This is a genomic window from Caballeronia sp. Lep1P3, assembly GCF_022879595.1.
Lineage (GTDB): Bacteria > Pseudomonadota > Gammaproteobacteria > Burkholderiales > Burkholderiaceae > Caballeronia.
The window spans coordinates 876,816-900,907 of the sequence record NZ_CP084265.1 but is presented as its reverse complement, the minus strand read 5'-3'; the positions used below and the strand labels follow the sequence as shown (position 1 = coordinate 900,907).

The 24,092-nt window shown below is 63.9% G+C and carries 21 protein-coding genes and 1 pseudogene; 15 read left to right on the top strand and 7 right to left on the bottom strand.

Going from position 1 to position 24,092, the window contains the following annotated elements; translation table 11 throughout:
* Positions 1–16: 16 nt before the first annotated feature.
* A complete protein-coding gene (locus LDZ27_RS04180) occupies positions 17–709 on the top strand; it encodes a DUF2968 domain-containing protein (RefSeq protein WP_244815463.1) in 693 nt (230 codons plus the stop codon).
* An 84-nt stretch (positions 710–793) separates the two neighbouring features.
* On the opposite strand, the gene LDZ27_RS04175 is transcribed toward LDZ27_RS04180, so the two are convergent.
* From LDZ27_RS04175 to LDZ27_RS04155, 5 genes are all read right to left on the bottom strand, one after another.
* Positions 794–2,197, bottom strand: a complete 1,404-nt coding sequence (locus LDZ27_RS04175; protein WP_244815462.1) for a gamma-glutamyl-gamma-aminobutyrate hydrolase family protein — start codon at positions 2,195–2,197, stop codon at positions 794–796.
* Positions 2,198–2,314: 117 nt separating this feature from the next.
* The gene (locus LDZ27_RS04170; protein WP_244815461.1) at positions 2,315–4,072 is read right to left on the bottom strand and encodes a cation:proton antiporter; all 1,758 of its coding nucleotides are present in this window, start codon (positions 4,070–4,072) and stop codon (positions 2,315–2,317) included.
* Between the two features lie 122 nt (positions 4,073–4,194).
* Complete coding sequence (gene glnK, locus LDZ27_RS04165; RefSeq protein ID WP_086969848.1) at positions 4,195–4,533, bottom strand: P-II family nitrogen regulator; 339 nt, start codon at positions 4,531–4,533, stop codon at positions 4,195–4,197.
* Between the two features lie 116 nt (positions 4,534–4,649).
* Entirely contained in the window at positions 4,650–6,704 is a 2,055-nt protein-coding gene (locus LDZ27_RS04160; protein ID WP_244815460.1) for an NAD(+) synthase, read from the bottom strand.
* A 55-nt stretch (positions 6,705–6,759) separates the two neighbouring features.
* Positions 6,760–7,902, bottom strand: coding sequence for a GNAT family N-acetyltransferase (locus tag LDZ27_RS04155; protein WP_244815459.1), 1,143 nt, complete (start codon positions 7,900–7,902; stop codon positions 6,760–6,762).
* Between the two features lie 139 nt (positions 7,903–8,041).
* Here LDZ27_RS04155 and LDZ27_RS04150 point away from each other — a divergent pair, with 139 nt between their 5' ends.
* Positions 8,042–8,341: a GIY-YIG nuclease family protein gene (locus LDZ27_RS04150; RefSeq protein WP_244815458.1), complete on the top strand. Its 300-nt coding sequence runs from the start codon at positions 8,042–8,044 to the stop codon at positions 8,339–8,341.
* A gap of 96 nt (positions 8,342–8,437) precedes the next feature.
* On the opposite strand, the gene ppa is transcribed toward LDZ27_RS04150, so the two are convergent.
* Entirely contained in the window at positions 8,438–8,965 is a 528-nt protein-coding gene (ppa, locus tag LDZ27_RS04145; protein WP_244815457.1) for an inorganic diphosphatase, read from the bottom strand.
* 210 nt (positions 8,966–9,175) lie between these two features.
* Here ppa and LDZ27_RS04140 point away from each other — a divergent pair, with 210 nt between their 5' ends.
* Together LDZ27_RS04140 and LDZ27_RS04135 are read left to right on the top strand one after the other, a co-directional pair.
* Complete coding sequence (locus tag LDZ27_RS04140) at positions 9,176–10,615, top strand: aldehyde dehydrogenase family protein (RefSeq protein WP_244815456.1); 1,440 nt, start codon at positions 9,176–9,178, stop codon at positions 10,613–10,615.
* Positions 10,616–10,624: 9 nt separating this feature from the next.
* A complete protein-coding gene (locus LDZ27_RS04135) occupies positions 10,625–11,401 on the top strand; it encodes an SDR family oxidoreductase (protein ID WP_244815455.1) in 777 nt (258 codons plus the stop codon).
* A gap of 162 nt (positions 11,402–11,563) precedes the next feature.
* Here LDZ27_RS04135 and LDZ27_RS04130 read toward each other — a convergent pair whose 3' ends face one another.
* Positions 11,564–12,835 carry an IS256 family transposase gene (locus LDZ27_RS04130; RefSeq protein WP_370653380.1) on the bottom strand — a complete coding sequence of 424 codons (1,272 nt, stop codon included), beginning with the start codon at positions 12,833–12,835 and terminating at the stop codon, positions 11,564–11,566.
* Positions 12,836–13,731: 896 nt separating this feature from the next.
* Here LDZ27_RS04130 and urtA point away from each other — a divergent pair.
* From urtA to LDZ27_RS04075, 11 genes and pseudogenes are all read left to right on the top strand, one after another.
* Positions 13,732–15,039: pseudogene (urtA, locus tag LDZ27_RS04125) on the top strand (urea ABC transporter substrate-binding protein).
* A 91-nt stretch (positions 15,040–15,130) separates the two neighbouring features.
* Positions 15,131–16,747: an urea ABC transporter permease subunit UrtB gene (gene urtB, locus LDZ27_RS04120; protein WP_244815454.1), complete on the top strand. Its 1,617-nt coding sequence runs from the start codon at positions 15,131–15,133 to the stop codon at positions 16,745–16,747.
* Between the two features lie 3 nt (positions 16,748–16,750).
* Complete coding sequence (gene urtC, locus LDZ27_RS04115) at positions 16,751–17,944, top strand: urea ABC transporter permease subunit UrtC (protein WP_244815453.1); 1,194 nt, start codon at positions 16,751–16,753, stop codon at positions 17,942–17,944.
* The gene (urtD, locus tag LDZ27_RS04110) at positions 17,941–18,825 is read left to right on the top strand and encodes an urea ABC transporter ATP-binding protein UrtD (protein ID WP_244815452.1); all 885 of its coding nucleotides are present in this window, start codon (positions 17,941–17,943) and stop codon (positions 18,823–18,825) included. The genes urtC and urtD overlap by 4 nt, the downstream gene beginning before the upstream one ends.
* The gene (gene urtE, locus LDZ27_RS04105) at positions 18,826–19,518 is read left to right on the top strand and encodes an urea ABC transporter ATP-binding subunit UrtE (protein ID WP_244815451.1); all 693 of its coding nucleotides are present in this window, start codon (positions 18,826–18,828) and stop codon (positions 19,516–19,518) included.
* A 30-nt stretch (positions 19,519–19,548) separates the two neighbouring features.
* Positions 19,549–20,409, top strand: coding sequence for an urease accessory protein UreD (locus tag LDZ27_RS04100; protein WP_244815450.1), 861 nt, complete (start codon positions 19,549–19,551; stop codon positions 20,407–20,409).
* A 74-nt stretch (positions 20,410–20,483) separates the two neighbouring features.
* Positions 20,484–20,786 (top strand): urease subunit gamma, encoded by a 303-nt coding sequence (locus tag LDZ27_RS04095; RefSeq protein ID WP_244815449.1) that lies wholly within the window; start codon positions 20,484–20,486, stop codon positions 20,784–20,786.
* 9 nt (positions 20,787–20,795) lie between these two features.
* On the top strand, positions 20,796–21,101 hold the full coding sequence (locus tag LDZ27_RS04090; RefSeq protein ID WP_244815448.1) for an urease subunit beta: 306 nt from the start codon (positions 20,796–20,798) through the stop codon (positions 21,099–21,101).
* A 31-nt stretch (positions 21,102–21,132) separates the two neighbouring features.
* Positions 21,133–22,839: an urease subunit alpha gene (gene ureC / locus LDZ27_RS04085; RefSeq protein ID WP_244815447.1), complete on the top strand. Its 1,707-nt coding sequence runs from the start codon at positions 21,133–21,135 to the stop codon at positions 22,837–22,839.
* Between the two features lie 6 nt (positions 22,840–22,845).
* Positions 22,846–23,421 (top strand): urease accessory protein UreE, encoded by a 576-nt coding sequence (gene ureE / locus LDZ27_RS04080; RefSeq protein WP_244815446.1) that lies wholly within the window; start codon positions 22,846–22,848, stop codon positions 23,419–23,421.
* The gene (locus LDZ27_RS04075; RefSeq protein ID WP_244816034.1) at positions 23,408–24,088 is read left to right on the top strand and encodes an urease accessory protein UreF; all 681 of its coding nucleotides are present in this window, start codon (positions 23,408–23,410) and stop codon (positions 24,086–24,088) included. The genes ureE and LDZ27_RS04075 overlap by 14 nt, the downstream gene beginning before the upstream one ends.
* Positions 24,089–24,092 lie beyond the last annotated feature (4 nt).

Below are 24,092 nucleotides of genomic sequence, written 5' to 3'. Positions count from 1 at the left end.
CGGCAATGACGCCAACATGAAGCACTCACGCCTTATCCGTTTCGCGACGCTAGCCGTCGCCATGTCGCTCTGCGGAGCATTGACCAACGCCATCACCAGCGCCTGCGCCGCGCCCGCCGCCAAGGACGCGCAAGCGGCATCGGCGGTGGACGTGTCCAGCGTCCAGCCCGACGGCTCCGCGTCGGGCGCGGGCAATCTCGCCGAGTTGCAGGATCTCGTTCAGGCGGGCCGCGTCACCGAATTGCGCGCGACGCGCAACGCGAGCTACGGCGCGAAGCTCTATTTCCTGCCGCAGGACATGCTGTACTACGTCGCGCTTCAGCAGGACACGCGCTTGTGGCGCGTCGTGAAAACCCAGGACGAAGCGCGCGCCGAATCCGTGTACGCGCAATTCGCGCGCAAGAGCTATGAACTTGCGGACGGCGAGATTCGCCGCACGCAATTGCAGGCGCAAACCGCGTTGCTCGAACGCGTGATCGCGGTATCGTCGGACCGGGCGAGCCGCCTCACCGCGGACCTCGCGCTCGCGCAGCAGCAGGACTCGCAAGTGTCGGAACGTCAGCAGAAGCTGCAGGTCGAATCGGCGGCGTTGCAAGGCGACAAGCTCGAAGCCGAACGCAAGCTGCGCGCGCTGCAACAGCAGGTGGATCAGCTTCAGCGCGCAACCGAAGCCGGGCTTGCGCCGGCCACGGCCACGCCATCGCGCTGAACAACGCAGCGCGCAGCAAAAACACAAGGCCCGCTCGATAAAAGCGGGCCTTATGTTTTTTGGGGAAAGAATCGAAACGCGCGCCTAGAACCGCGTCTCGCGGGCGACGCGCAGGAACGTATCGAGCAGCGGCGTGCAGTCGAGCAACTCCGCCCCGCCCGCGCGATGAAACTCCGGATGCCACTGCACGCCGACGACGAACGGCGCCTTGCGATAACGCACCGCCTCGACGATGCCATCCGACGACGACACCGCCTCGATGTTCAGGTCGCGGCCGAGCGTCTTCACCGCCTGATGGTGAATCGAATTGACGACGGCCTCGCGCTGGTGCGGAAACATGTTGACGAGCGACGAGCCATCCGGAAAGCGGATCGAGTGGCGATGCTGGTCGTAATGCTCGTTGACGTGGATGCCCGCGGTCGGCACGTCGGTGGCGATGTCGCCGTAAAGCGTGCCGCCGAACGCCACGTTGATGAGCTGACAGCCGCGGCACACGCCCAGCACCGGCTTGCCCGATTCGATGAACTCGTGCAGCAGTTCCAGTTCGTACATGTCGCGCACGCGGTCGCCCGGCCATTCGGGGCGCGTCGCGACTTCCTCGTAGGACTGCGGGGAGACATCCGCGCCGCCTTGCAGCAAGAGGCCGTCGAGATGCTTCGCGTAATCGCGCAGACGGATGTTGCTCGGATGCAGCATCCCCTGATGACCGACCGTCGGAATCATGAACACGAGCACGTCGCGCGACATGACCCAGTGCGCGATCGATTCCTCGAGATATTGCAGCGTCTTTCCGCGCAAGCCCTTCGCGCCGGGTTCCGGGTGAAAGATGCGCGCCGACACGCCGATGCGCAGCGTGCGCTGCGTGATGCGCTGCCCCGCCCGGTCGAAAATCTGCCGCGCGCGCGCCGCGATGATGCGCCCGAACACGGACCACGCCGAATCCGACGACTTGAGATACGCGGGCTGCGCTGCGGCGGAATCGGCGGCGGCCTGCGGCGGGACCGGAGGCGGATTCAACTTGCCGAAATCCGGCGCGGCGGTGAACTCGGGCGGCAACGCGACGGCGGGCGGCGCGAGCGTGGCATCGGTGACGAGATCGGCTTCGGTCGGGGTTTCAGAAGCAGCTTCGGCTTCGGTCGCGGCTTCGAGGTTCTGCGCGAGGCTCGCTCGGGCATCGGCACGCTCTACGCGCTCTACGCGCTCTACGCGCTCTACGCGTTCCGCGCGCGGCGGATGCTTCGCGCGGACGGCGGCTTCCTGCGCGCTCGTCGCGCTCGCCGCATTCGCGCGGGCTTCGCGGGCCGACTGCAACGCTTCTTCGCGCCGCGCCGCCCGAGTATCGGCCGGTTCGACGGTCGACGCGCTCGAAGGCGAATCCGTCGATACGCGGTCGGTCGGCGTGCCGGAGCCGGTGGCATCCGCGCCGCGGCTCGTTACGTGGGTGTTTGCGGGGGTGCCTGAGGCGTTCGACGTGTTGTTTTCGCTCATCCCGATGTGAGGCGCGCGGCGCCGCTAGGAGAATGGAGGGAGTCCAATTATCCGCCTATCGAACCGGGCGACGCAAACCAGCACACATTTGCTCACATTCTCGCGGACGCGCCGCCGCTAGTGATCGCGCGTCTCTTCCAGCGTCTCGCGCAATGCGATCTGCATCGTCGCGTGGATCTTCACGCACCAGCGCCAAAGAACCGTCAGCAGCAGCGCCGCGCACAAAAGCACGCCGACCATCAGGCCGAACGGCGGCAGGATGCCGCCCGAAAGCGCGGCGACGAGCAGAAAGACGCCGAACATCGCGACAATCGGAATGAGGCCGGAAATGGCCGAGCGGATCGCGCTCGTGAAGCGCCCGGCCTTCGCCGGCTGCACGCTCACTTCCGCGAGCAGAAGCGCGAGCGATTCGAGCTTGCGATACACCGCGACCAGAAACGGCAACGCGATGACGAGCGCCGCGCCCCACAGCACGACGCGCTGCGTGTTCCCGGTTTCGAGCCAGCGCGAAAGATGGCTCGACGCAAACGGCGCCGCATACGATGCGCCGAGAAAAATCGCCGCGACGAGCGCGAGATTCACGGCGATCTGCAGCACGATGCGCCGCGTCATCGAGAACAGCGACGCGCCGCCGGACGCGGGCGCGAGACTCGCAAGCCATTGCGAATAGAGGCCGAACGTGTGCGCGAGCGGCGCGGGCATCGCGCGGGCGACGCACAGCGTGAGCGGATCGGCGGCGCGCATCAGATACGGCGTGAACAGCGTCGTGAGCGCGGACACGGCAACCGCGATCGGATAGAGAAAGCTGCTCGTCACCTTGAGCGACAGCCCGAGCGACGCGATGATGAACGAGAACTCGCCGATCTGCGCGACGCTCATGCCGACGCGCATCGCCGTGCGCCCGTCCTTGCCCGCGAGGAAGCTGCCGAGCCCGCACGACACGATCTTGCCGAGCACGACCGCCACCGTGATGACGCCGATCGGCCACGCGTAATCGACGAGCACGGCCGGGTTCAGCAGCAAACCGATGGTCACGAAGAAGATGGCGGAAAACATGTCGCGCACCGGCGCGATGAGATGCTCGATGCGCGCGAGATGCTTCGATTCCGCCATGATCGCGCCGATCAGGAACGCGCCGAGCGCGATCGAATAATCGAGCTTCACGACGAGCAGGCAGAAGCCGAAACAGAAGCCGAGCACGGTGACGAGCAGCATCTCGTCGCTCTTCGACTGCGCGACGTAATTGAGCGCGCGCGGCACCGTGAGAATGCCGACGACGAGCGACACCGTCATGAAAAGCAGCAGCTTGCCGAGCGTGACGACCGCGACGCCCGCGCTGACCGAGCCCGTCTGCGCGATGCCGGAGAGCAGCACGAGCATGGCAATGGCGAGAATGTCCTCGACGATCAGAATGCCGAACACGAGCTGCGCGAAGCCTTCGCGCTTCATGCCCAGTTCGGAGAGCGCCTTCACGATGATCGTCGTCGACGAGATGGCGAGCATCGCGCCGAGAAAGAGCGAGTCCATCGCGTTCCAGCCGAACCATCGGCCGATCTCGTAACCGATCCAGATCATCAGCACGATTTCGGAGAGCGCCGCGACGAACGCCGTCGCGCCGACGCGAAAGAGCTTGCGCAGGCTGAATTCGAGGCCGAGCGAAAACATCAGGAACACGACGCCCAGTTCGCCGAGCGTCTGGATGGTGGCTTCGTCGTTGATGAGCTGAAACGGCGGCGTGTACGGACCGATGATGACGCCCGCCACGATGTATCCGAGCACGACCGGCTGCCGCAGACGATGAAACAGCACCGTCACGACGCCCGCGATGGCCATGATCACAGCGAGATCCTGAATGAAGCCTATCGCGTGGTGCATCGGGGACGTTCCTTACAAGAATATTATCGCCGCCGATGTTACCGCAGCGCGTGCGCGCGCGTCAGAAACAAAAAGGCCCGCTCGGGCGAGCGGGCCTCCATGCGAAGATCGAAGCCAAGCGTTCAGACCGCCGCTTCGTTTTCCTCGCCGGTGCGGATGCGAATCACGCGCTCGACCTCCGCGACGAAAATCTTGCCGTCGCCGATTTTCCCGGTGCGCGCCGCGCCGATGATCGCGTCGATGACCTGATCGGTCTGGTCGTTCGCCACGACCACTTCGATCTTCACCTTCGGCAGAAAGTCCACCACGTACTCCGCGCCGCGATAAAGCTCCGTGTGCCCTTTTTGGCGGCCGAAGCCCTTCACTTCCGTGACCGTCAGCCCCGTCAGACCGACTTCGGCAAGCGCTTCGCGGACTTCGTCGAGTTTGAACGGTTTGATGATGGCGGTGATGCGTTTCATGGCGTGCCTCGCTTCGGAGTCAAGGGTTCGGAAATGTGTCGCCGCTCGCGCGACGGATGACTTCGATTCTAGCTGGCTTTCAATCGGTCATCGGCTCGGGAAACCGCGAGTGCGCGTCATTCGGAAAGCGGAATGCGCTCCAGATCGCCGAGCCACACGCTTGCCTGCGAATCGCTCGGCGCGCGCCAGTCGCCGCGCGGCGAGAGCGACCCGCCCGATCCCACTTTCGGTGCATTCGGAATGCAGGACCGCTTGAACTGGCTCGTGCGGAAGAACCGGTCGAGAAAAATGCGCAGGTTCTTGCGGATCGCGGCGAGATCGTACTGATTGCGCGCGACATCCGGACCTTCGGGCCACTCGCCGGCATCGCGATCATGCCAGGCGTGATGCGCGAGAAACGCGACTTTCGTCGGCGCGAAACCGAAGCGCACCGTGTAGTACAAATTGAAGTCCTGCAATTCGTATGGCCCGATGACGCTCTCGGTCTTCTGTTCGAGCGCCCCGCTCGTCTTCGCCGGAATGAGTTCCGGGCTGATGTCGGTGGCGAGGATGTGTTCGAGCACGTCCGTCCCCGCGTCGCCGATCTGCCCCGACTCCGCGACCCAGCGCACGAGATGCGTGATGAGCGTCTTCGGCACGCTTGCGTTCACGTTGTAGTGCGACATGTGATCGCCCACGCCATACGTGCACCATCCGAGCGCGAGTTCGCTCAGATCGCCGGTGCCGATGACGATCGCGTTATGGAAGTTCGCGAGCCTGAAAAGATGGCTCGTGCGCTCGCCGGCCTGCACGTTCTCATACGTGATGTCGTACTGCTCGTTGTCGGCGCTGTGCGGGTGCCCGATATCGGCGAGCATCTGCGTGCAGCTCGCGCGGATGTCGATTTCCTCGGCCGTGCAGCCGATCACTTCCATCAGCTCGCGCGCCTGCCTGAGCGTGCGCTCGCTCGTGGCGAAGCCGGGCATCGTGTAGGCGAGAATATTCGAGCGCGGCAGTCCGAGACGGTCCATCGCTTTCGCGCAGACGAGCAGCGCGTGCGTGGAATCGAGCCCGCCCGAGACGCCGATGACCACCTTCGATATCCCCGACGAGCGCAGCCGTTGCAACAGCGCCTGCACCTGAATGTTGTAGACCTCGTTGCATCGCGCGTCGCGTCGCGCGGCGTCGGCGGGCACGTAGGGAAAGCGCTGCACGCGCCGCGCGAGCGGCAGTGCGTCGTCGACCGGCGCCGGCAGCGCGAACTCGACGACGCTGAATCTGCCGACTTCGTCGGCGTGGCGTTGCGTCGATCGTCCGAAGGTGGTTTGCCGCATGCGCTCGCGCGAGAGCCGCTCGAGATCGACATCGGCGAAGATGATGTGCGACTCGCCCGAGAAGCGCTCCGATTCCGCGAGCATCTCGCCGTTCTCGTAGATGAGGCCCTGGCCGTCCCACGCGAGATCGGTGGTGGATTCGCCCTCGCCCGCGGACGTGTACAGATACGCGGCGATGCAGCGCGCCGACTGCTGCCCGACGAGTTGATGCCGATACGCCGACTTGCCGACGACGATGTTCGACGCCGACAGATTCACGAGCACGGTCGCGCCGGCGAGCGCGGCGAACGACGACGGCGGAATGGGCACCCACACGTCCTCGCAGATTTCGACGTGGAAGCGAAAGAGCGGAAGATTCTTGATCTGAAAGAGCAGCGACGCGCCGAACGGCACGTCCTGCCCGCACAGCGTGATGCTGCGCGCGACGGCGGCATCGGCGGGACTGAACTGCCGCGCCTCGTAGAACTCGCCGTAGTTCGGCAGATAGCTCTTTGGCACGACGCCGCGAATCGCGCCGCCCGCGACCACGACCGCGCAATTGAAGAGCTTGTGCTCGGCATGAATCGGCAGGCCGACGATCATCGCGACATCGAGTTGCTTCGACGCATCGACGATGCTTTGCAGCGCTTCCTGGCAGGCATCGAGCAGCGCGCGCTGATGAAAGAGGTCGTCGCACGTATAAGCGGACAGCCCGAGTTCGGGAAACGCGACGAGCACCGCGCCGCGCGCCGCGGCCTCGTTCGCCAACTCGATGGTTTGCGCCGCGTTGAACGAGGGGTCCGCGACTTTGCAGTTCGGAATGGCGACCGCGACGCGCGCGAAGCCGTGACTATAGAGATTGAAGAAGTTTTTGCTCATGGTCGTCGTTGTTGGCGCGTGTTGTCGAAGAGCCGCAGCGAAATCGCATTGTGCGCTAAACCTTCTTTCTGAACGGCGTATGCGCTTCCAGCGCTTCGATATGCTCATCCATTGCCTGCGTTTCGGCGTCCAGGAACTCGCTGATCGCATGCGCAAAGCGCTGATCCGCGATCCAGTGCGCGGACCATGTCGGCGTCGGCAGCATGCCGCGCGACATCTTGTGCACGCCCTGCGCGCCGCCTTCGAAGCGCGCGAGCCGATGCTCGATGCAATACGCGATGCCCTGCATGTAGCACGTCTCGAAGTGCAGCCCCGACACGAATTCGCGCGTGCCCCAATAGCGGCCATACATGGTGTCGCCGCCGATCATGTTGAGCGCGCACGCGAGCCGTTCGCCATCCGCTTCGGCGATCGCGAGCAGCATGCTTTCGGGCGCATCGGCGTGAATGCGGCCGAAGAATTCGCGCGACAGATACGGCGCGTTCCAGTGCTCGCGGTACGTGTTCTCGTAGCAGTCGTAGAAGAAGTCGAGCGCGCGCTCGTCGATCTGCTCGCCGCGCAGCCATTTATACGCGACGCCCGCTTCCATCACGCGCCGGCGGTCCTGCTTCACCTTCTTGCGCTTGTCGTGGCTCATGGTCGCGAGGAAGGCGTCGAAGCTCGCGTAGCCGTCGCCGGGCAGGTTCTCCCAGTGGAACTGCACGCCTTCGCGCAGCATGTAGCCGGCGTCGGTGAGGGCGTCGACGTCCTGCGCGTGCGGAAAGAGCACATGCAGCGACGAGATGTCGAGCCTGCGCGTCAGCTCGATCGCGCCGCGCGCGAGCAGCACGCGGTCTTCATGCTGCGCCGCGATCAATCGCGGTCCCGTTACCGGCGAGAACGGCACCGCCGACAACGCCTTCGGGTAATAGCGCAGGCCGTGGCGCTCGAAGGCATCGGCCCAGGCGTGGTCGAACACGTATTCGCCGCGAGAATGCGACTTGAGATAGAGCGGCATGGCCCCGGCGAACTGGCCGCCGCGTTCCAGAATCAGATGATGCGCGCGCCAGCCGGTGCGCTTGACCGCGCATTGCGTGTCCTGCAACGCTTGCAGGAAGCCGTGCCGCACGAACGGATTGTCGCCGGCAAGCCGGTTCCAGTCGTCGGCGGAAATGTCTTCCAGCGTATCGACCACATGAATTTCGACCTCGCGATTCAACAGGCTACCTCGCTGAATTGACCGATGGACGCGCCGCGCGCCCGAAAGCGGCTATTCTCGCGCAAGTCGCGCAAGCCCGCCGATGCACCCGCGCGGTGCTTTCGGGGATAATCCGCCGCAAACATTTCGCTCAACGCCGATGCCCTGGTTCCTGTATCTGATCGAATGCGCCGACGGCAGCCTCTACACCGGCATCGCGACGGACGTCGACGCGCGCTTCACCGCGCACGCGAGCGGCAAGGGCGCGCGTTACACGCGCGCGAAGAAACCGCTGCGCGTGATGGCGTCGTTCGAACTGGCGGGAAGATCAGAGGCGTCGCGCGCCGAATACTGGGTGAAGCGCTTGCCCGTGCAGCAAAAGCGCGCGTTGATCGCGGGAGAGCGAACGCTCGCGTCCGTGCTGCCGATCGTCGAAGAAGAGACCGGCGACGACGCGTAAAGCGCCCTTGCACCGCACGTTCGCGTAGCCGAAAAAACAAAACGCCGCACGCCCGGCGAACCGGACGGCGGCGCATGACACCGATAAAAAGCGCGCTTACTTCTTGTAGTTGGCGATGCCTTCGGTGATTTCCTTGTGCGCGGCTTCGATGCCCGCCCAGCCTTCGACCTTCACCCACTTGCCCTTCTCCAGCGCCTTGTACTGCTCGAAGAAGTGCTTGATCTGATCCTTCAGATACTCGGGCACGTCGTCGACGGACTTGAGGTTCGCCGTCATCGGGCAGACCTTGTCGTGCGGCACGGCGACCAGCTTCGCGTCCACGCCGGATTCGTCCGTCATCTGCAGCATGCCGAGCGCGCGCGCGCGCACGACCGAGCCTGCGAGCAGCGGATACGGCGTGATGACGAGCACGTCGACCGGGTCGCCGTCGCCCGAGAGCGTCTGCGGAATGAAGCCGTAGTTGGCCGGATAGCGCATGCCGGTGCCGATGAAGCGATCGACGACGAGCAGGCCCATGTCCTTGTCGGCTTCGTATTTGACCGGATCGCTCTGCGCGGGAATTTCGATGATGACGTTGAAATCCTGCGGGAGGTCCTTACCGGGAGGTACGTTATTGAAGCTCATGAGCGCTCTCTGAGAAGTTGAGTTCGGAAACCGGGAAATTCGATGCGGCGCGTTTGCGGGCGTCACGAATGAACGCGGGCGCTGCGAGGTGAAACACTCAGGCATTATAGCCAAAGGCGCCTTCCGGCCCCGGTGCGCCAGCGCGCTTGCCGGAGCCGGCGAGCGCGGCCATTCATCGAGAAGCGCAACGACCGCAAAAAGGAGACACGCATGGAAGACGCGAAGCATTTCATCGACAACCGATGGGTCGCGGCATCGGGCGGAGAAACGATTCCGGTGGTCGATCCATCGGACGGGCAGGTCTTCGCGGAGATCGCGCGCGGCACGGGCGCGGACATCGACCGGGCCGTGCGCGCGGCACGCGCCGCCTACGATGGCGCATGGGGCGCGACGAGCGCCGCCGAGCGCGGCCGCATCCTCGCACGGCTTTCGATGCTGATTGCCGCATGCCACGAGGACATCGCGCGGATCGAAGCGCGCGACACCGGCAAGCCGCTCAAGCAGGCGCGCGCCGACGCGACCGGCATCGCACGCTATTTCGAGTTCTATGCGGGCGCCGCCGACAAGCTGCACGGCGAGACGCTGCCGTATCAATCGGGCTTCACGGTGCTCACGCTTCGCGAGCCGCACGGCGTGACCGGCCATATCGTGCCGTGGAACTATCCGCTGCAGATTTTCGGGCGCAGCGTCGGCGCGGCGCTCGCAACGGGCAACGCGTGCGTCGTGAAGCCGGCCGAGGACGCGTGCCTGTCGCTGTTGCGCGTCGCCGAACTCGCCGCCGAAGCGGGCCTGCCCGAAGGCGTGCTCAATATCGTCACCGGATACGGACACGAAGCGGGCGCGGCGCTCGCGCGTCATCCGGGCATCGACCATATCTCGTTCACCGGATCGCCCGCGACGGGCGCCGCGGTCACGAAGATGGCCGTCGACAACCACGTCCCCGTCACGCTCGAACTTGGCGGCAAGTCGCCGCAGATCGTGTTCGCCGATGCCGATTTCGACGCCGCGCTGCCCGTGCTCGTCGCGGCCATCGTGCAAAACGCGGGGCAGACGTGCTCGGCGGGCAGCCGCGTGCTGATCGAGCGCGCGGCCTACGAGCCGCTCGTCGAACGGCTGTCGCACGCATTCGCGGCGCTGAAGGTCGGTCCGAGCGCGCTCGATCTGGACTGCGGGCCGCTCATCAGCGCGAAGCAGCAGCAGCGCGTGTGGGACTTTCTCTCCGATGCGCAGCACGACGGCATCGAGATGGCCGCGCACGGCGAAGTCGTGGCGGAAGCGCCGCAAGCCGGCTTCTATCAGGCGCCGACGCTTCTGCGCGACGTGCCGCCCACGCACCGGCTTGCGCGCGAGGAAGTCTTCGGCCCGGTGCTCGCCGCGATGCCTTTCGACGACGAAGCCGACGGGCTGCGGCTCGCCAACGGCACGGACTACGGACTCGTCGCGGCAATATGGACACGCGACGGCGCGCGCCAGATGCGCCTTGCGCGGCGCGTGCGCTCGGGCCAGGTGTTCATCAACAACTACGGCGCGGGCGGCGGCATCGAACTGCCATTCGGCGGCGTCAAGCATTCCGGTCATGGGCGCGAGAAAGGTTTCGAGGCGCTGTACGGCTTCACGACGCTCAAGACCATCGCGATCAAACACGGATAAGGAGACACCATGCGACTGCAAGGCAAGACGGTGATCGTGACGGGCGCGGGCTCGGGTTTCGGCGAAGGCATTGCGAAGACGTTCGCGCGCGAAGGGGCGAATGTCGTCGTCAACGATCTGAACGGCCCGGCCGCCGAGCGCGTGGCGAGCGAGATCGCGCTGGATTCATCGGGGATGGCCACGCATGGCCGCGCGATCGCGGTGACGGGCGACGTCACGAAGCGCGAGGACTGGCAGACGCTCTTCGATGCCGCGATTCAGGACTTCGGCAGCGTGCAGGTCGTGGTCAACAACGCGGGCACGACGCATCGCAACAAGCCTGTGCTGGACGTGACGGAAGCGGAGTTCGATCGCGTGTATGCGGTGAATGTGAAGAGCATTTACTGGAGCGTCGCGCAGTTCGTGCCTTATTTTCGCGAGCGAGGCGGCGGCGCGTTCATCAACATTGCATCGACGGCGGGCGTGCGGCCGCGTCCGGGGCTTGTCTGGTACAACGGCAGCAAGGCTGCGGTCATCGTCGCGAGCAAGGCACTGGCGGTGGAACTTGGGCCGGAGCGCATCCGCGTGAACTGCATCAATCCGGTGATGGGCGAGACTGCTCTTCTTTCCGAATTCATGGGCGTCGACGATACGCCCGCTAACCGCCAGAAGTTTCTCGCGACTATTCCTCTTGGGCGGTTTTCCACGCCGCAGGATGTGGCTCTTGCGGCGCTTTATCTTGCTTCTGATGATGCTAAGTTTATTACTGGGGTTGCGCTCGAGGTCGATGGGGGGCGGTGTGTTTGAGGGCTTTTTCTTGCTCTCGTTTTGCGGGTAGTTTGATTTCGGATCGGTCTGTTTGTGTTGCCCCTGTGCGGGGCGGCAGTCAGTTTCTTATTCTCGTGTCGGTCTATTTGGCTGCCCCTCCCGAACCTATCCGCGTTTTTGTGGGCGAGGCGGTTAGCGGAGTTACCCGCGTGCGTTGGTAAAACGCTCTCCAAACAGAATAGCGAACTGGTTCATGGCGGAGGACCAGTCAAATGCCGCCCGTACCGACTTCGCCAGCACATTGCGCAATGCCAGCCAAAGCAGCTTGATGGCGGCCTCGTCGTTGGGGAAGTGGCCGCGCGTCCTGATGATCTTGCGCAGTTGCATGTTCAGACTCTCAATGGCATTGGTGGTGTACACCACCCGGCGTATCGCCGGGGGAAACACAAAGAACGGTGTGACGTTCTCCCATGCCCGTCGCCATGACTGCACGATGGTCGGATACTTCGCGCCCCATGGCCCTTCGGCAAAGGCCTCCAGCGCCTGCTGCGCGGCCTGTTCGCTGGCCGCCCCATAGATCGGACGCAACGCGGCGGCGACGCTTTTACGGTCCTTGTAGCTGGCGTATTCCAGGCTGTTGCGGATCAGGTGCACGATGCAGGTCTGCACGGCCGTGCGCGGGTACGCTGTGCCGATCGCCTCGGCCAGCCCCTTCAGGCCGTCGACGACCGCGATCAGGATGTCCTGGCAGCCCCTGGTCTTCAGTTCATTGAACACCTTCAGCCAGAACTTCGCGCCTTCGGTCTGCTCGATCCACAGGCCGAGCACGTCGCGCTGGCCGTCGGCCTGAATGCCCAGCGCCAGATACACCGCCTTGTTGCTCACCACGCCGTCGCCACGGATCTTCACGCGCAGCGCGTCGAAGAACACCACCGGGTACATCGCCTCGAGTGGACGGCTTTGCCAGGCCAGCGTTTCAGCCATCACCTCATCGGTGACCGAACTGATGAAATCGGGTGAGACCTCGGTGCCATAGCTTTCGGCCAGAAATGCCTGAATCTCGCGCACGCTCATGCCGCGTGCGTACATGGCGATGATGCGCTCGTCAAAGCCCGCGAAACGGCGCTCGTGCCTGGGAATCAGGATCGGCTCGAAGCTGCCTTCACGGTCGCGCGGCAGATCGACCCGCACCGCGCCGCGCTCGGTGATGACGGTCTTGCCGCTGGCGCCGTTGCGTTCATTGGTCTGCTCGGCAGGCTTGGGCTGGCCGGGCCGGTAGCCCAGATGCATGCTCATTTCCGCGCCCATCGCGCGTTCGATGAGCGCCTTGTTGAACGCCAGCATCAGGTCCTGGACCTCACCGGGCGTCATCGGACCCTTCACCAGCTCATCAAGCAGCGCTTCAGGCAACTCAGGCAGCGGCCCGCGGGCCGCTGCCTGAGACGCGACGGTGCGTTTCTTCTTCATCGGCATATCCATGACTTTTACCTCTCATGATATGCCTCGCCCACGGAATTACGGATAGGTCCCCCCTCCCCGGGGCGGGGGTCACTTTCTTTGCTGCTGCAAAGAAAGTAACCAAAGAAAGCAGCTTCTCAGCCCGCAGCATCAAAGGGCGTGAGCAACTCCCGGAGAGAGCATTGGCACTCGGTTAATAGAGAGCCTTGAATGATCTTCCGCGCTCGCTGAGCGCCACGTCCTGCGAGCCCCTTGGCTCGTCAAAACCACATCCCTGTTTTGCGTTCACGCCTGCGGTTCGGTCCTAGTTAGAGCGAACCGCATTGGCTCTTGCATGCACCGGCAGTTCGCTTTGCTACTTAGACACCGGCGCTAAGCAAGCGCGCATACGCTTGCGAACACCTCGGTGTTGACGAGCCAAGGGGCTCGGAGGACGTGGCGCTCAGTGGGCGTGGAAGGTCATTCAAGGCTGTTTATTGACCGAGTGCCAATGCTCGTCCGGGAGCTACTCACACATTCAATGCTTTGGGCTAGAAAGCTGCTTTCTTTGGTTACTTTCTTTGCAGCAGCAAAGAAAGTAACCCCCGCCCCGGGGAGGGGCAACGCTAATAGACCGACACGAAAATAAGCAGCCCGCGACAAGAAGAGAGAAAGCGCAATAAGAGACAAGCTCGCACCGCAACGATGCAAACCGAGTCCATCGTGCACCAAACCCTCCGCAAGAACGCGATCCAATAAAGCGTCGAAGCGAAGACAAAACCCCGCAAACCCATATCAGCGCTAGCAAAACACCAATTGGCATAGCCCTTGCAAACCAAGCAACCGCCGGTAGGCAACGAAGACAAAACCAAAAGCTCACCTGCGGCAAGCAGCAAGCAGAAACAAACACATCGGCAAGGGGAACACACCAAATGAAACGACGCAGTCTGCTGAAACTCGGCTCCATGTCCGGCGCGCTCGCCCTCGCGGGGCAGCTTCCCATTTCGAAGGCGCAAGCCGCCGATTCCGGTCCGATCAAGGTCGGCATCCTTCATTCGCTGTCCGGCACCATGGCGATCTCCGAGACATCGCTCAAGGACACCGCGCTCATGACCATCGCCGATATCAACAAGAACGGCGGCGTCATGGGCCGCCAGCTTCAGCCCGTCGTCGTCGATCCGGCTTCCAACTGGCCGCTCTTCGCCGAGAAAGCGCGTCAGCTGCTCACGCAGGACAAGGTCGCCTGCGTGTTCGGCTGCTGGACATCCGTCTCGCGCAAATCCGTGCTGCCCGTCTTCGAGGAACTGAACGGCCTGCTCTTCTATCCCGTTCAGTACGAAGGCGAAGAGATGTCGCGCAACGTCTTCTATACGGGCGCGGCGCCGAATCAGCAAGCCATTCCCGCCGTCGAATATCTGATGGGACCGGAAGGCGGCAGCGCGAAACGCTTCTTCCTGCTCGGCACCGACTACGTGTACCCGCGCACGACCAACAAGATCCTGCGCGCCTTCCTCCATTCGAAAGGCGTCAAGGACGCCGATATTTAGGAGGTCTACACACCGTTCGGACATAGCGACTATCAAACCATCGTCGCGAACATCAAGACCTTCGCGCAAGGCGGAAAGACCACCGTCGTATCGACCATCAACGGCGACTCGAACGTTCCCTTCTACAAGGAACTCGGCAATCAGGGCCTCAAGGCGACGGATGTGCCCGTCGTCGCGTTCTCTGTCGGCGAAGAAGAGTTGCGCGGCATCGATACGAAGCCGCTCGTCGGCCATCTCGCCGCATGGAACTACTTCATGTCGGTCAAGAATCCCGCGAACAGGAAGTTCGAAACGCAATTCGCCGACTGGGTCAAGACGCAAAACCTGCCCGGCGGCGACAAGCGCGTGACGAACGATCCGATGGAAGCGACCTTCGTCGGCATTCACATGTGGAAGCAGGCCGCCGAGAAGGCGAAGAGCATCGAGGTCGATCAGGTGCGCGCCGCGATGGTCGGACAGAGTTTCGCCGCGCCTTCGGGCTTCACGCTCACGATGGACGGCAATCATCATCTGCACAAGCCCGTCATGATCGGCGAAATTCGCGGCGACGGTCAGTTCAACGTCGTGTGGAAAACGAAGACCGCCGTTCGCGCGCAGCCGTGGAGCCCGTATATCGCGGGCAATCAGGGCAAGCCCGATATCGTCACGTCCATTCCGTCGTTTCTGCGCCGCGCGCGCGTGCGTATCGCCTGAGGCATCGATGCACTGATGGCTTGAAACAAGGGCCGCGAGCGTCGAATCGAACGACGCACGCGGCCGCTTCCGTCTCACCAGAAAGGCCACCATGACCGGCTCGCTTGCCTCCCCTTTTCTGCGCGTTGTGCTCGCGGTATTCATCGCGCTTGCGTCATGTGCTGCGCACGCGTTGACCGCCGACGATCTCGCGCCGCTCGCCGGCGACGACTTCGAAGCGAAGTCCGCCGCCATCGACAGACTCATCGGGAACACCGACGCATCCTCCATCGCCGTGCTCGGCGCGCTCGCGGACGGCTCGCTCGTCGCGATGGACAGTGGCCGCGTCCTCATGCAGACGGACGACGGCAACAAGGACCCGATCACCGGCAAGATCGCCGATGCGCCCGACGCACAAGCGATCGCGCTGAACAACCTCTTGCGCGCGAAAGTGGCCGGCGCGATTTCGGGTCTGCAACTCGCATCGCCCGATATCGCGAAGCGCCGCGAAGCCGTAGCCGCGCTGCTGAAGAACCCGGATGCATCGATGAAGCCGATGATCGACCGCGCCCGCGCCGCCGAAACCGACGCCGAACTCAGGAAGCGCCTCGACACCTTATGGGCGATGACCGCGCTGCACGACCCCGATGTGACGAAGCGCCTCGAAGCGGCGCAACTCGTCGCGGCACGCCGCGATCTCGACATGTACGAGTTGCTGCGCCCCATCGTCGCTAAGAAAAGCGACGGCAGCTTCAACGAACCCGACGAACGCGTGCGCAACGCGGCGCAAGCGGGCATCGTGGAACTGGATTCCATTCAGCGCCGCAGCGAAATAGCCGGAACGGTGTTCGCGGGTCTTTCGCTCGGCAGCGTGTTGCTGCTCGCCGCGCTCGGCCTTGCGATCACGTATGGACTGATCGGCGTCATCAACATGGCGCACGGCGAGTTCCTGATGATCGGCGCGTATGCAACGTATGTCGTCCAGAACCTCGTGCAGCATTACGCGCCCGCCGCGTTCAACTGGTATCCGCTACTCGCGGTGCCGGCATCGTTCATCGCGGCCGCGGCAGTGGGTATCGTGCTGGAAAGGCTCGTTTTGAAGCATCTTTATGGACGCCCGCTCGAGACGCTGCTCACCACGTTCGGCATCAGCCTGATCCTCATTCAGGCGACGCGCACTCTTTTCGGCGCGCAGAACGTGCAAGTGGTCAACCCTTCCTGGATGAGCGGCGGCGTCGCCGTCATGCAGAACCTGATCCTCCCTTATAACCGCCTCGCGATACTCGCGTTCTCGCTTGCCGTCGTGCTGATCGCATGGGGCGTGCTCACGCGCACGCGCCTCGGCCTCTTCGTGCGCGCGGTGACGCAGAACCGCCGCATGGCCGCGTGCGTCGGCGTGAAGACCGCACGCGTCGATTCATACGCGTTCGCCTTCGGCGCGGGCATCGCGGGACTCGGCGGATGCGCGCTCTCGCAGATAGGCAACGTCGGTCCCGATCTCGGACAGAGCTACATCATCGATTCGTTCATGGCAGTCGTGCTCGGCGGCGTCGGTCAACTGGCGGGCACGGTGATCGGCGGCTTCGGGCTGGGTCTCGTCAACAAGGCCATCGAACCGTTCTGGGGCGCGGTGCTCGCGAAGATCGCGGTGCTCGTCCTGATCGTCCTGTTCATCCAGAAGCGTCCGCAGGGCATGTTCGCCCTCAAGGGCCGCAGCGCGGAGGCCTGAATCATGACCGCGACGACCAACCTCGCCTCCAATCTCGACGTCGCGCCGCAACCCGATGAAAGCGCCACGCGCGCAGGCTTCGCGCTCGGCTTGCCGCCGCGCGCGGCGCTGCTGCCTCGCAACGGCTGGATCGCGCTCGTCGCGCTCATCGTCGCGATGGGCGTTGCCGTGCCCGTGTCGGCGCTCGTGCTGCCTCAAACCAGCGCGTTGCATTTGTCCGCCTATGCGATGACCCTCGTCGGCAAGCTCATGTGCTATGCCATAGGCGCGCTCGCGCTCGATCTCGTGTGGGGCTATTGCGGCATCCTGAGCCTCGGGCATGCGCTTTTCTTCGCGCTCGGCGGCTATGCGATGGGCATGTATCTCATGCGATCCATCGGACGCGAAGGCACGTATCAAAGCGATCTGCCCGACTTCATGGTGTTTCTCGACTGGCATCGGCTGCCGTGGTACTGGCAAGGCACCGAGCATCTCTGGTATGCGCTCTTGCTCGTCGTGCTCGTGCCGGGCGTGCTCGCGTGGGTGTTCGGCTTCTTCACGTTCCGCTCGCGCGTGAAGGGCGTGTATCTGTCTATCATCACGCAGGCGATGACCTTCGCCGCGATGCTCCTCTTCTATCGCAACGAAACGGGTTTCGGCGGCAACAACGGCTTCACCGATTTCAAGCGCATCGCGGGCTTTCCGATCACGCATGCGGGCACGCGCACGGTCCTCTTTCTGATCACGTTCGCGGTGCTCGTGCTCGCGTTTCTCGCGGCGCGCTGGATCGTCACATCGAAGCTCGGACGCGTCGTGACCGGCGTGCGCGACGGCGAAGCGCGCCTCATGTTCCTCGGCTATAGCCCGCTCGCATACAAGCTCTTCATCTGGACGCTGTCGGCCGTGCTGTGCGGTATCGCGGGGGCGTTGTACGTGCCGCAGGTCGGCATCATCAATCCGGGCGAGATGTCGCCGGCCAACTCGATCGAAATGGCCATCTGGGTCGCGGTGGGCGGGCGCGGCACGCTCGTCGGACCGATCATCGGCGCATTCGCCGTGAACGGCGCAAAGAGCTTTTTCACGGCCTATTTCGCGGAGTATTGGCTCTTCTTTCTCGGCCTCATTTTCACGCTCGTGCCCTTGCTCTTGCCGAATGGAATCATGGGCCTCGTCGAACTCGCCCGCCGCAGGCATGCGGCAGGAGACGCCGCAGAATGACCGCTCATCACGCACTGATCGTCGATCTCCCGCCTATCCCGCAAGCGCCCGATACGAGCGCCACGGCCCACAAGAATATCAACGTCGTCTCCGGTCTCGGGCATGTGCTCGCGCCGGGCGAGATAGACGTATCGCACGGAACGATCCTTTATCTCGAAGACGTGACCGTGAGCTTCGACGGCTTCCGTGCGCTGAACAAGCTCACATTGTCCATCGACGCGGGCGAGTTGCGCTGCGTGATCGGTCCCAACGGCGCGGGCAAGACCACGATGATGGACGTCATCACCGGCAAGACGCGGCCCGATAACGGCAAGGTCTTTCTCGGGCAAACGCTCGATCTCACGCGCATGTCGGAGCCTGTCATCGCGCGCACCGGGATTGGACGCAAGTTCCAGAAGCCGACGGTGTTCGAGAATCATCCGGTGTGGGAAAACCTGGAACTCGCGATGAAGGCCGACAAGCGATGGTTCGCTTCGTTGCGCGCGCGGCTCGACCGTGCGGCGCAGGCGCGCATCGAAGAGACGCTCGAACTCATTTCGCTTCAGCATCATGCGACGCGGCTTGCCGGCGAGCTTTCGCATGGGCAGAAGCAGCGCCTCGAAATAGGCATGTTGCTGATGCAGCAGCCTGCGCTTCTGCTGCTCGACGAACCCGCGGCCGGCATGACCGATCACGAGACGATGCAGCTCGCCGAGTTGCTCAACGCGCTGCGCGGATCGTGTTCGATGATGGTCGTCGAGCACGACATGGAGTTCGTCGCGGCGCTCGCGGGCGACACCGGCAAGGTGACGGTGATGGCCGAAGGCAGCGTGCTCGCCGAAGGCACGCTCGATAGCGTGAAGCGCGACGAAGCGGTCATCGAGTCTTATCTGGGGCGGTAAATGCTCGAAGTCGACAACCTGAATCAGTATTACGGCGGCAGCCACATTCTTCGCAATGTGAAGATGACCGTTCCCGATGGCAAGCTCACCGTGCTGCTCGGGCGCAACGGCGTGGGCAAGACCACGTTGTTGCGCTGTCTCATGGGCGTGGTGCCGACGAAGAGCGGCAGCATCGCGTGGCGCGGCGAGAAGATTTCGTCGATGCCGACGCATGCGCGCGTCGCAAGCGGCCTCGCGTATGTTCCGCAGGGCCGCGACATCTTCGGGCGTCTGACAGTCGAAGAAAATCTTCTGGTCGGCGCGGCGAGCCGCAAGGCACCCGCGAAGATTCCGGAGCGCATCTACGAGCTTTTTCCGGTGCTGCGCGACATGAAGCATCGGCGCGGCGGCGACCTGTCCGGCGGCCAGCAGCAGCAACTCGCGATTGGCCGCGCGTTGATGAGCGAGCCGCAACTGCTGATACTCGATGAACCGACCGAAGGCATTCAGCCTTCGATCATTCGCGACATCGGCCGCACGCTGCGTCAGCTCGTCGATGAAATGGGCATGACCGTGCTGCTCGTCGAGCAGTATTACGACTTCGCACGCGAACTCGCGGACCGCTACTGGGTGATGAGCCGCGGCGAGATCGTCGCGGGCGGCGACGGATCGGACATGGATGCGCATGGAGTGCGCGAGCTGATCGCCGTATGATGATGCATCGCTCTTCGACGGCTTCGCTCCATGCATCATGAATCTCATGCGGCGCTCGCCGATCCCGGCATCTGGCGCGGCACGCTCGAACTCGGCTTTGCGCACCGGCATGACCGCACGGCGTGCGTTCATCGCAGGCATGAAGGGCCGTTGCGCATGCAGCGGCCGCTCTATCCCGAAGGCGATATCTGCCATGCGGTGATCGTGCATCCGCCAGGCGGCGTCGCGGGCGGCGATCGCTTGTCCATCGACGTCAAGCTCGATGAAAGCACGCATGCCGTCATCACGACGCCGGGCGCAACGAAGTGGTACAAGGCCAACGGCAAGCTCGCGAGGCAGCGCATCGCAATCGATGTCGGGCCGCATGCGAAGCTCGACTGGCTTCCGCAAAACAACATCGTGTTCGAATCGTCGAATGTGGAACTGGAGTTCGCGCTCACGCTCGATGAAAGCGCGACCGCCATCGGCTGGGATGCGATGCTGCTCGGACGCGCCGCTGCCGGCGAGCGCTGGACGCAGGGCCATCTACGCGCGGTGTCGCGCATTGCGCATCGCGATGGGCGCGCGCTGTGGTTCGAGCGCAGCGTGCTCGATGCGCGCGATCCCTTGCGCGATGCGTTGCAGGGCCTCGCGGGATTTCCTGCATACGGCACGTTATGGGCGATCGGTCCCGCATGCGACGACGCACTCGCCGAAGTGCTCACCGCGCGCTTGCCGTTCAACGACGAGATACGCGCGGCGGCATCGTGCGTGACGCCTGGCGTCATGATCGTGCGGGCGGTGAGCCGTTCGATGGAGCCGCTGCAACGCGCGCTCACCGAATGCTGGATGCATCTGCGCCCGCTCGTGCACGGTGTCGCCGCGCAACCGCTCAGGCTCTGGAATACGTAAATCCCGCCAAGAGGCGGTCGAAACTAAATCGCAGGTGCTAGCATGACGAAGCTCCCGCACGAGACAACGACTTCATGAAACTCACGCCTCGCGAGAAGGACAAGCTGCTCATTTTCACGGCCGCGCTCCTTGCCGAACGTCGCCGCGCACGCGGTCTCAAGCTCAATCATCCGGAAGCGGTCGCCTTCATTTCGGCAGCGTTGATGGAAGCCGCGCGCGACGGCAAGACCGTCGCCGAAGTCATGCATTACGGCACCACGCTACTCACGCGCGACGACGTCATGGAAGGCGTGCCCGAGATGATCCCCGACATACAGATCGAAGCCACTTTTCCCGACGGCACGAAGCTCGTGACCGTTCATCATCCCATTGCCTAGAGACGCGCGATGATCCCCGGCGAATATCTGATCGACGATGGCGAGCACGAACTCAACGCGGGCCGTGAAACCGTGACGGTCGTCGTCGCGAACAGCGGCGACCGGCCCGTGCAGGTCGGCTCGCACTTTCACTTCTACGAAGTCAACGCGGCGCTGCAATTCGAGCGCGAGAAGGCGCGCGGATTTCGTCTGAACATCGCGGCGGGAACCGCCGTGCGCTTCGAGCCGGGGCAGGAACGCACCGTCGAGCTCGTCGCGCTCGCGGGCGATCGCCGCGTATATGGCTTCAATGGACTCGTGATGGGTCCGCTCTGATCATTCCACGTTCTTCGAAGGACGCATTGACATGACGCTACGCATCGGCCGCCGCGCCTATGCCGAAATGTTCGGCCCGACCACCGGCGACCGCGTGCGCCTCGCCGATACCGATCTCATCGTCGAGGTCGAGCGCGACTTCACCACGTATGGCGAGGAAGTGAAGTTCGGCGGCGGCAAGGTGATTCGCGACGGCATGGGCCAGTCGCAGCGCATCGCCGCCGACGTGGTCGATACCGTCGTCACCAACGCGCTGATCGTCGATCACTGGGGCATCGTGAAGGCCGACATCGGCATCAAGAGCGGGCGCATCTTCGCTATCGGCAAGGCGGGCAATCCCGACATCCAGCCGAACGTGAACATCGCGATCGGCGCGGCCACGGAGGTCATCGCGGGCGAAGGCATGATCGTGACCGCGGGCGGTATCGATACGCATATCCACTTCATCAGCCCGCAGCAGATCGACGAAGCACTCGCAAGCGGCGTCACGACGATGCTCGGCGGCGGCACCGGCCCCGCCACCGGCACGAACGCGACCACATGCACGCCCGGACCGTGGCACATGGAGCGCATGCTGCAGGCCGCCGATGGCTGGCCGGTCAATCTCGGCTTTCTCGGCAAGGGCAACGCGAGCCTGCCCGCGCCGCTCATCGAGCAGGTGAAGGCGGGCGCGATCGGCCTCAAGCTGCACGAGGACTGGGGCACGACGCCCGCTGCCATCGACAACTGTCTTTCGGTTGCCGACGACACGGACACGCAGGTCGCCATTCACACGGACACGCTCAACGAAGCGGGCTTCGTCGAAACGACGGTCGCCGCGTTCAAGGGCCGCACGATCCACACGTATCACACGGAGGGCGCGGGCGGCGGTCATGCGCCGGACATCATCAAGGTCTGCGGCGAACCTAACGTGCTGCCCTCTTCGACCAATCCCACGCGCCCTTACACCGTCAACACGCTCGACGAGCATCTCGACATGCTGATGGTGTGCCATCACCTCGATCCGTCGATTGCGGAAGACATCGCGTTCGCGGAATCGCGCATCCGGCGCGAGACGATTGCAGCCGAAGACATCCTGCACGATCTCGGCGCGCTCTCCATGCTCTCGTCCGATTCGCAGGCGATGGGGCGCGTCGGCGAAGTCATCATCCGCACCTGGCAGACCGCGCACAAGATGAAGCTGCAACGCGGCGCGCTGCCGGAAGACACTGCGCGCAACGACAACTTCCGCGTGAAACGCTATGTCGCGAAGTACACGATCAACCCGGCGATCACGCATGGCATCGCGCATGAAGTGGGATCCATCGAGCCGGGCAAGTGGGCCGATCTCGTCTTCTGGGAGCCTGCGTTCTTCGGCGTGAAGCCCGCGATGATCGTGAAAGGCGGCATGATCGCGCTCGCGCAGATGGGCGATCCGAACGCATCGATACCTACGCCGCAGCCGGTGCATTACCGCGAGATGTTCGCCACGCGCGGCGGCGCGCTCGGCAAGACATCGCTCACGTTCGTGTCGCAACTCGCGCTGGAGTCACGTATAACGGATCGTTATGGCCTCGCGAAACACGTCGTCGCGGTGAAGAACTGCCGCAACGTGACGAAGGCCGACATGATCCACAATGCATGGCAGCCGTCCATCAGCGTCGATCCGCAGACGTATCAGGTGATCGCAGATGGCCAGCTTCTTACCTGCGATCCCGCCACCGTTCTGCCGATGGCGCAACGCTATTTCCTGTTCTGAAGCCTTATGCGCACCCTCGACAAACGCCTTACCGCCCGACTCGCGCCCGTGCTCGTCAAGCGCGCGCCCACACTGACCCTCGCCTTCGATGCGCGCTGCAAGAGCCGCTTCGCCGCCACGCTCGATAACGGCGAGGACGTCGCGCTGGTCATGCCGCGCGGCACGGTGCTCGCCGATGGCGACATGCTCGTCGCCGATGACGGCGGCTTCGTGCGCGTGGTCGCGGCGCCGCAGGACGTGCTCGTCGTGCGCGCGGTGAATCCGCTCACGCTGATGCGCGCCGCTTACCATCTCGGCAACCGGCACACGCCTGTCGAAGTTCACGCGGATCATCTGAAGCTCGAAGCCGACGCCGTGCTGGAAGACATGCTCAGGCGTATCGGCGCGACGGTCACGCGCGAATCGCAGCCGTTTGCGCCGGAAACGGGCGCGTATGGCGGCGGCCACAAGCACGGTCACGACGAGAGCTTTAGCGAAGACTATGCGCTCGCGCAGAAGCTCTATCGCGAGCATGAGGCGCACCACGATCACGACCACGCGCACTGCGGACACGACCACCATCACGGTCATGCTCACGACTGAACTGACGGCGCTTTTGCATCTCGCGTCGCCGGCGCTGCCTATCGGCGCGTTCAGCTATTCGCAAGGGCTGGAAGCGGCCATCGAACACGGCTTTATCGTTGATGCCGACAGCACGCGCGAGTGGATCGCGAACGGCCTCGCGAACGTTCTCGCGCGCGCGGAGCTGCCGTTCATCGCGCATCAGATGCAACGCTGGCAAGCGCATGACGAAGCCGCGCTACGCTCAGCCAACGACGACTATCTCGCGAGCCGCGAGTCGTCCGAATTGCGGCGCGAGACCGAGCAGATGGGATGGTCGCTCGCCCAGTTATGCGCATCGCTCGAATGGGGCGATGCAGCGCACCGCGCAACGCTCGCCGCGATGAAACCCATCGCGCAACCGACAGCGTTCGCATTCGCCGCGCACGCGCACGATGCCGCGCCCGATGCGGCGCTCGCCGCGTATGCGTTCAGCTGGGTCGAGAATCAGACGGCCGCCGCGCTCAAAGCCGTGCCGCTCGGACAGCTCGCGGGGCAGCGCATCATCGTCGCGTTGCGCGGTCCGATCGGCGAAGCGGTCGCGCGCGCGCTCGCCACATCGGCCGATGAGATCACTACGTTCGCGCCGCAGCTCGGCATTTTGTCGGCGCGGCACGAGTCGCAGTATTCGCGGCTCTTTCGTTCCTAACCTC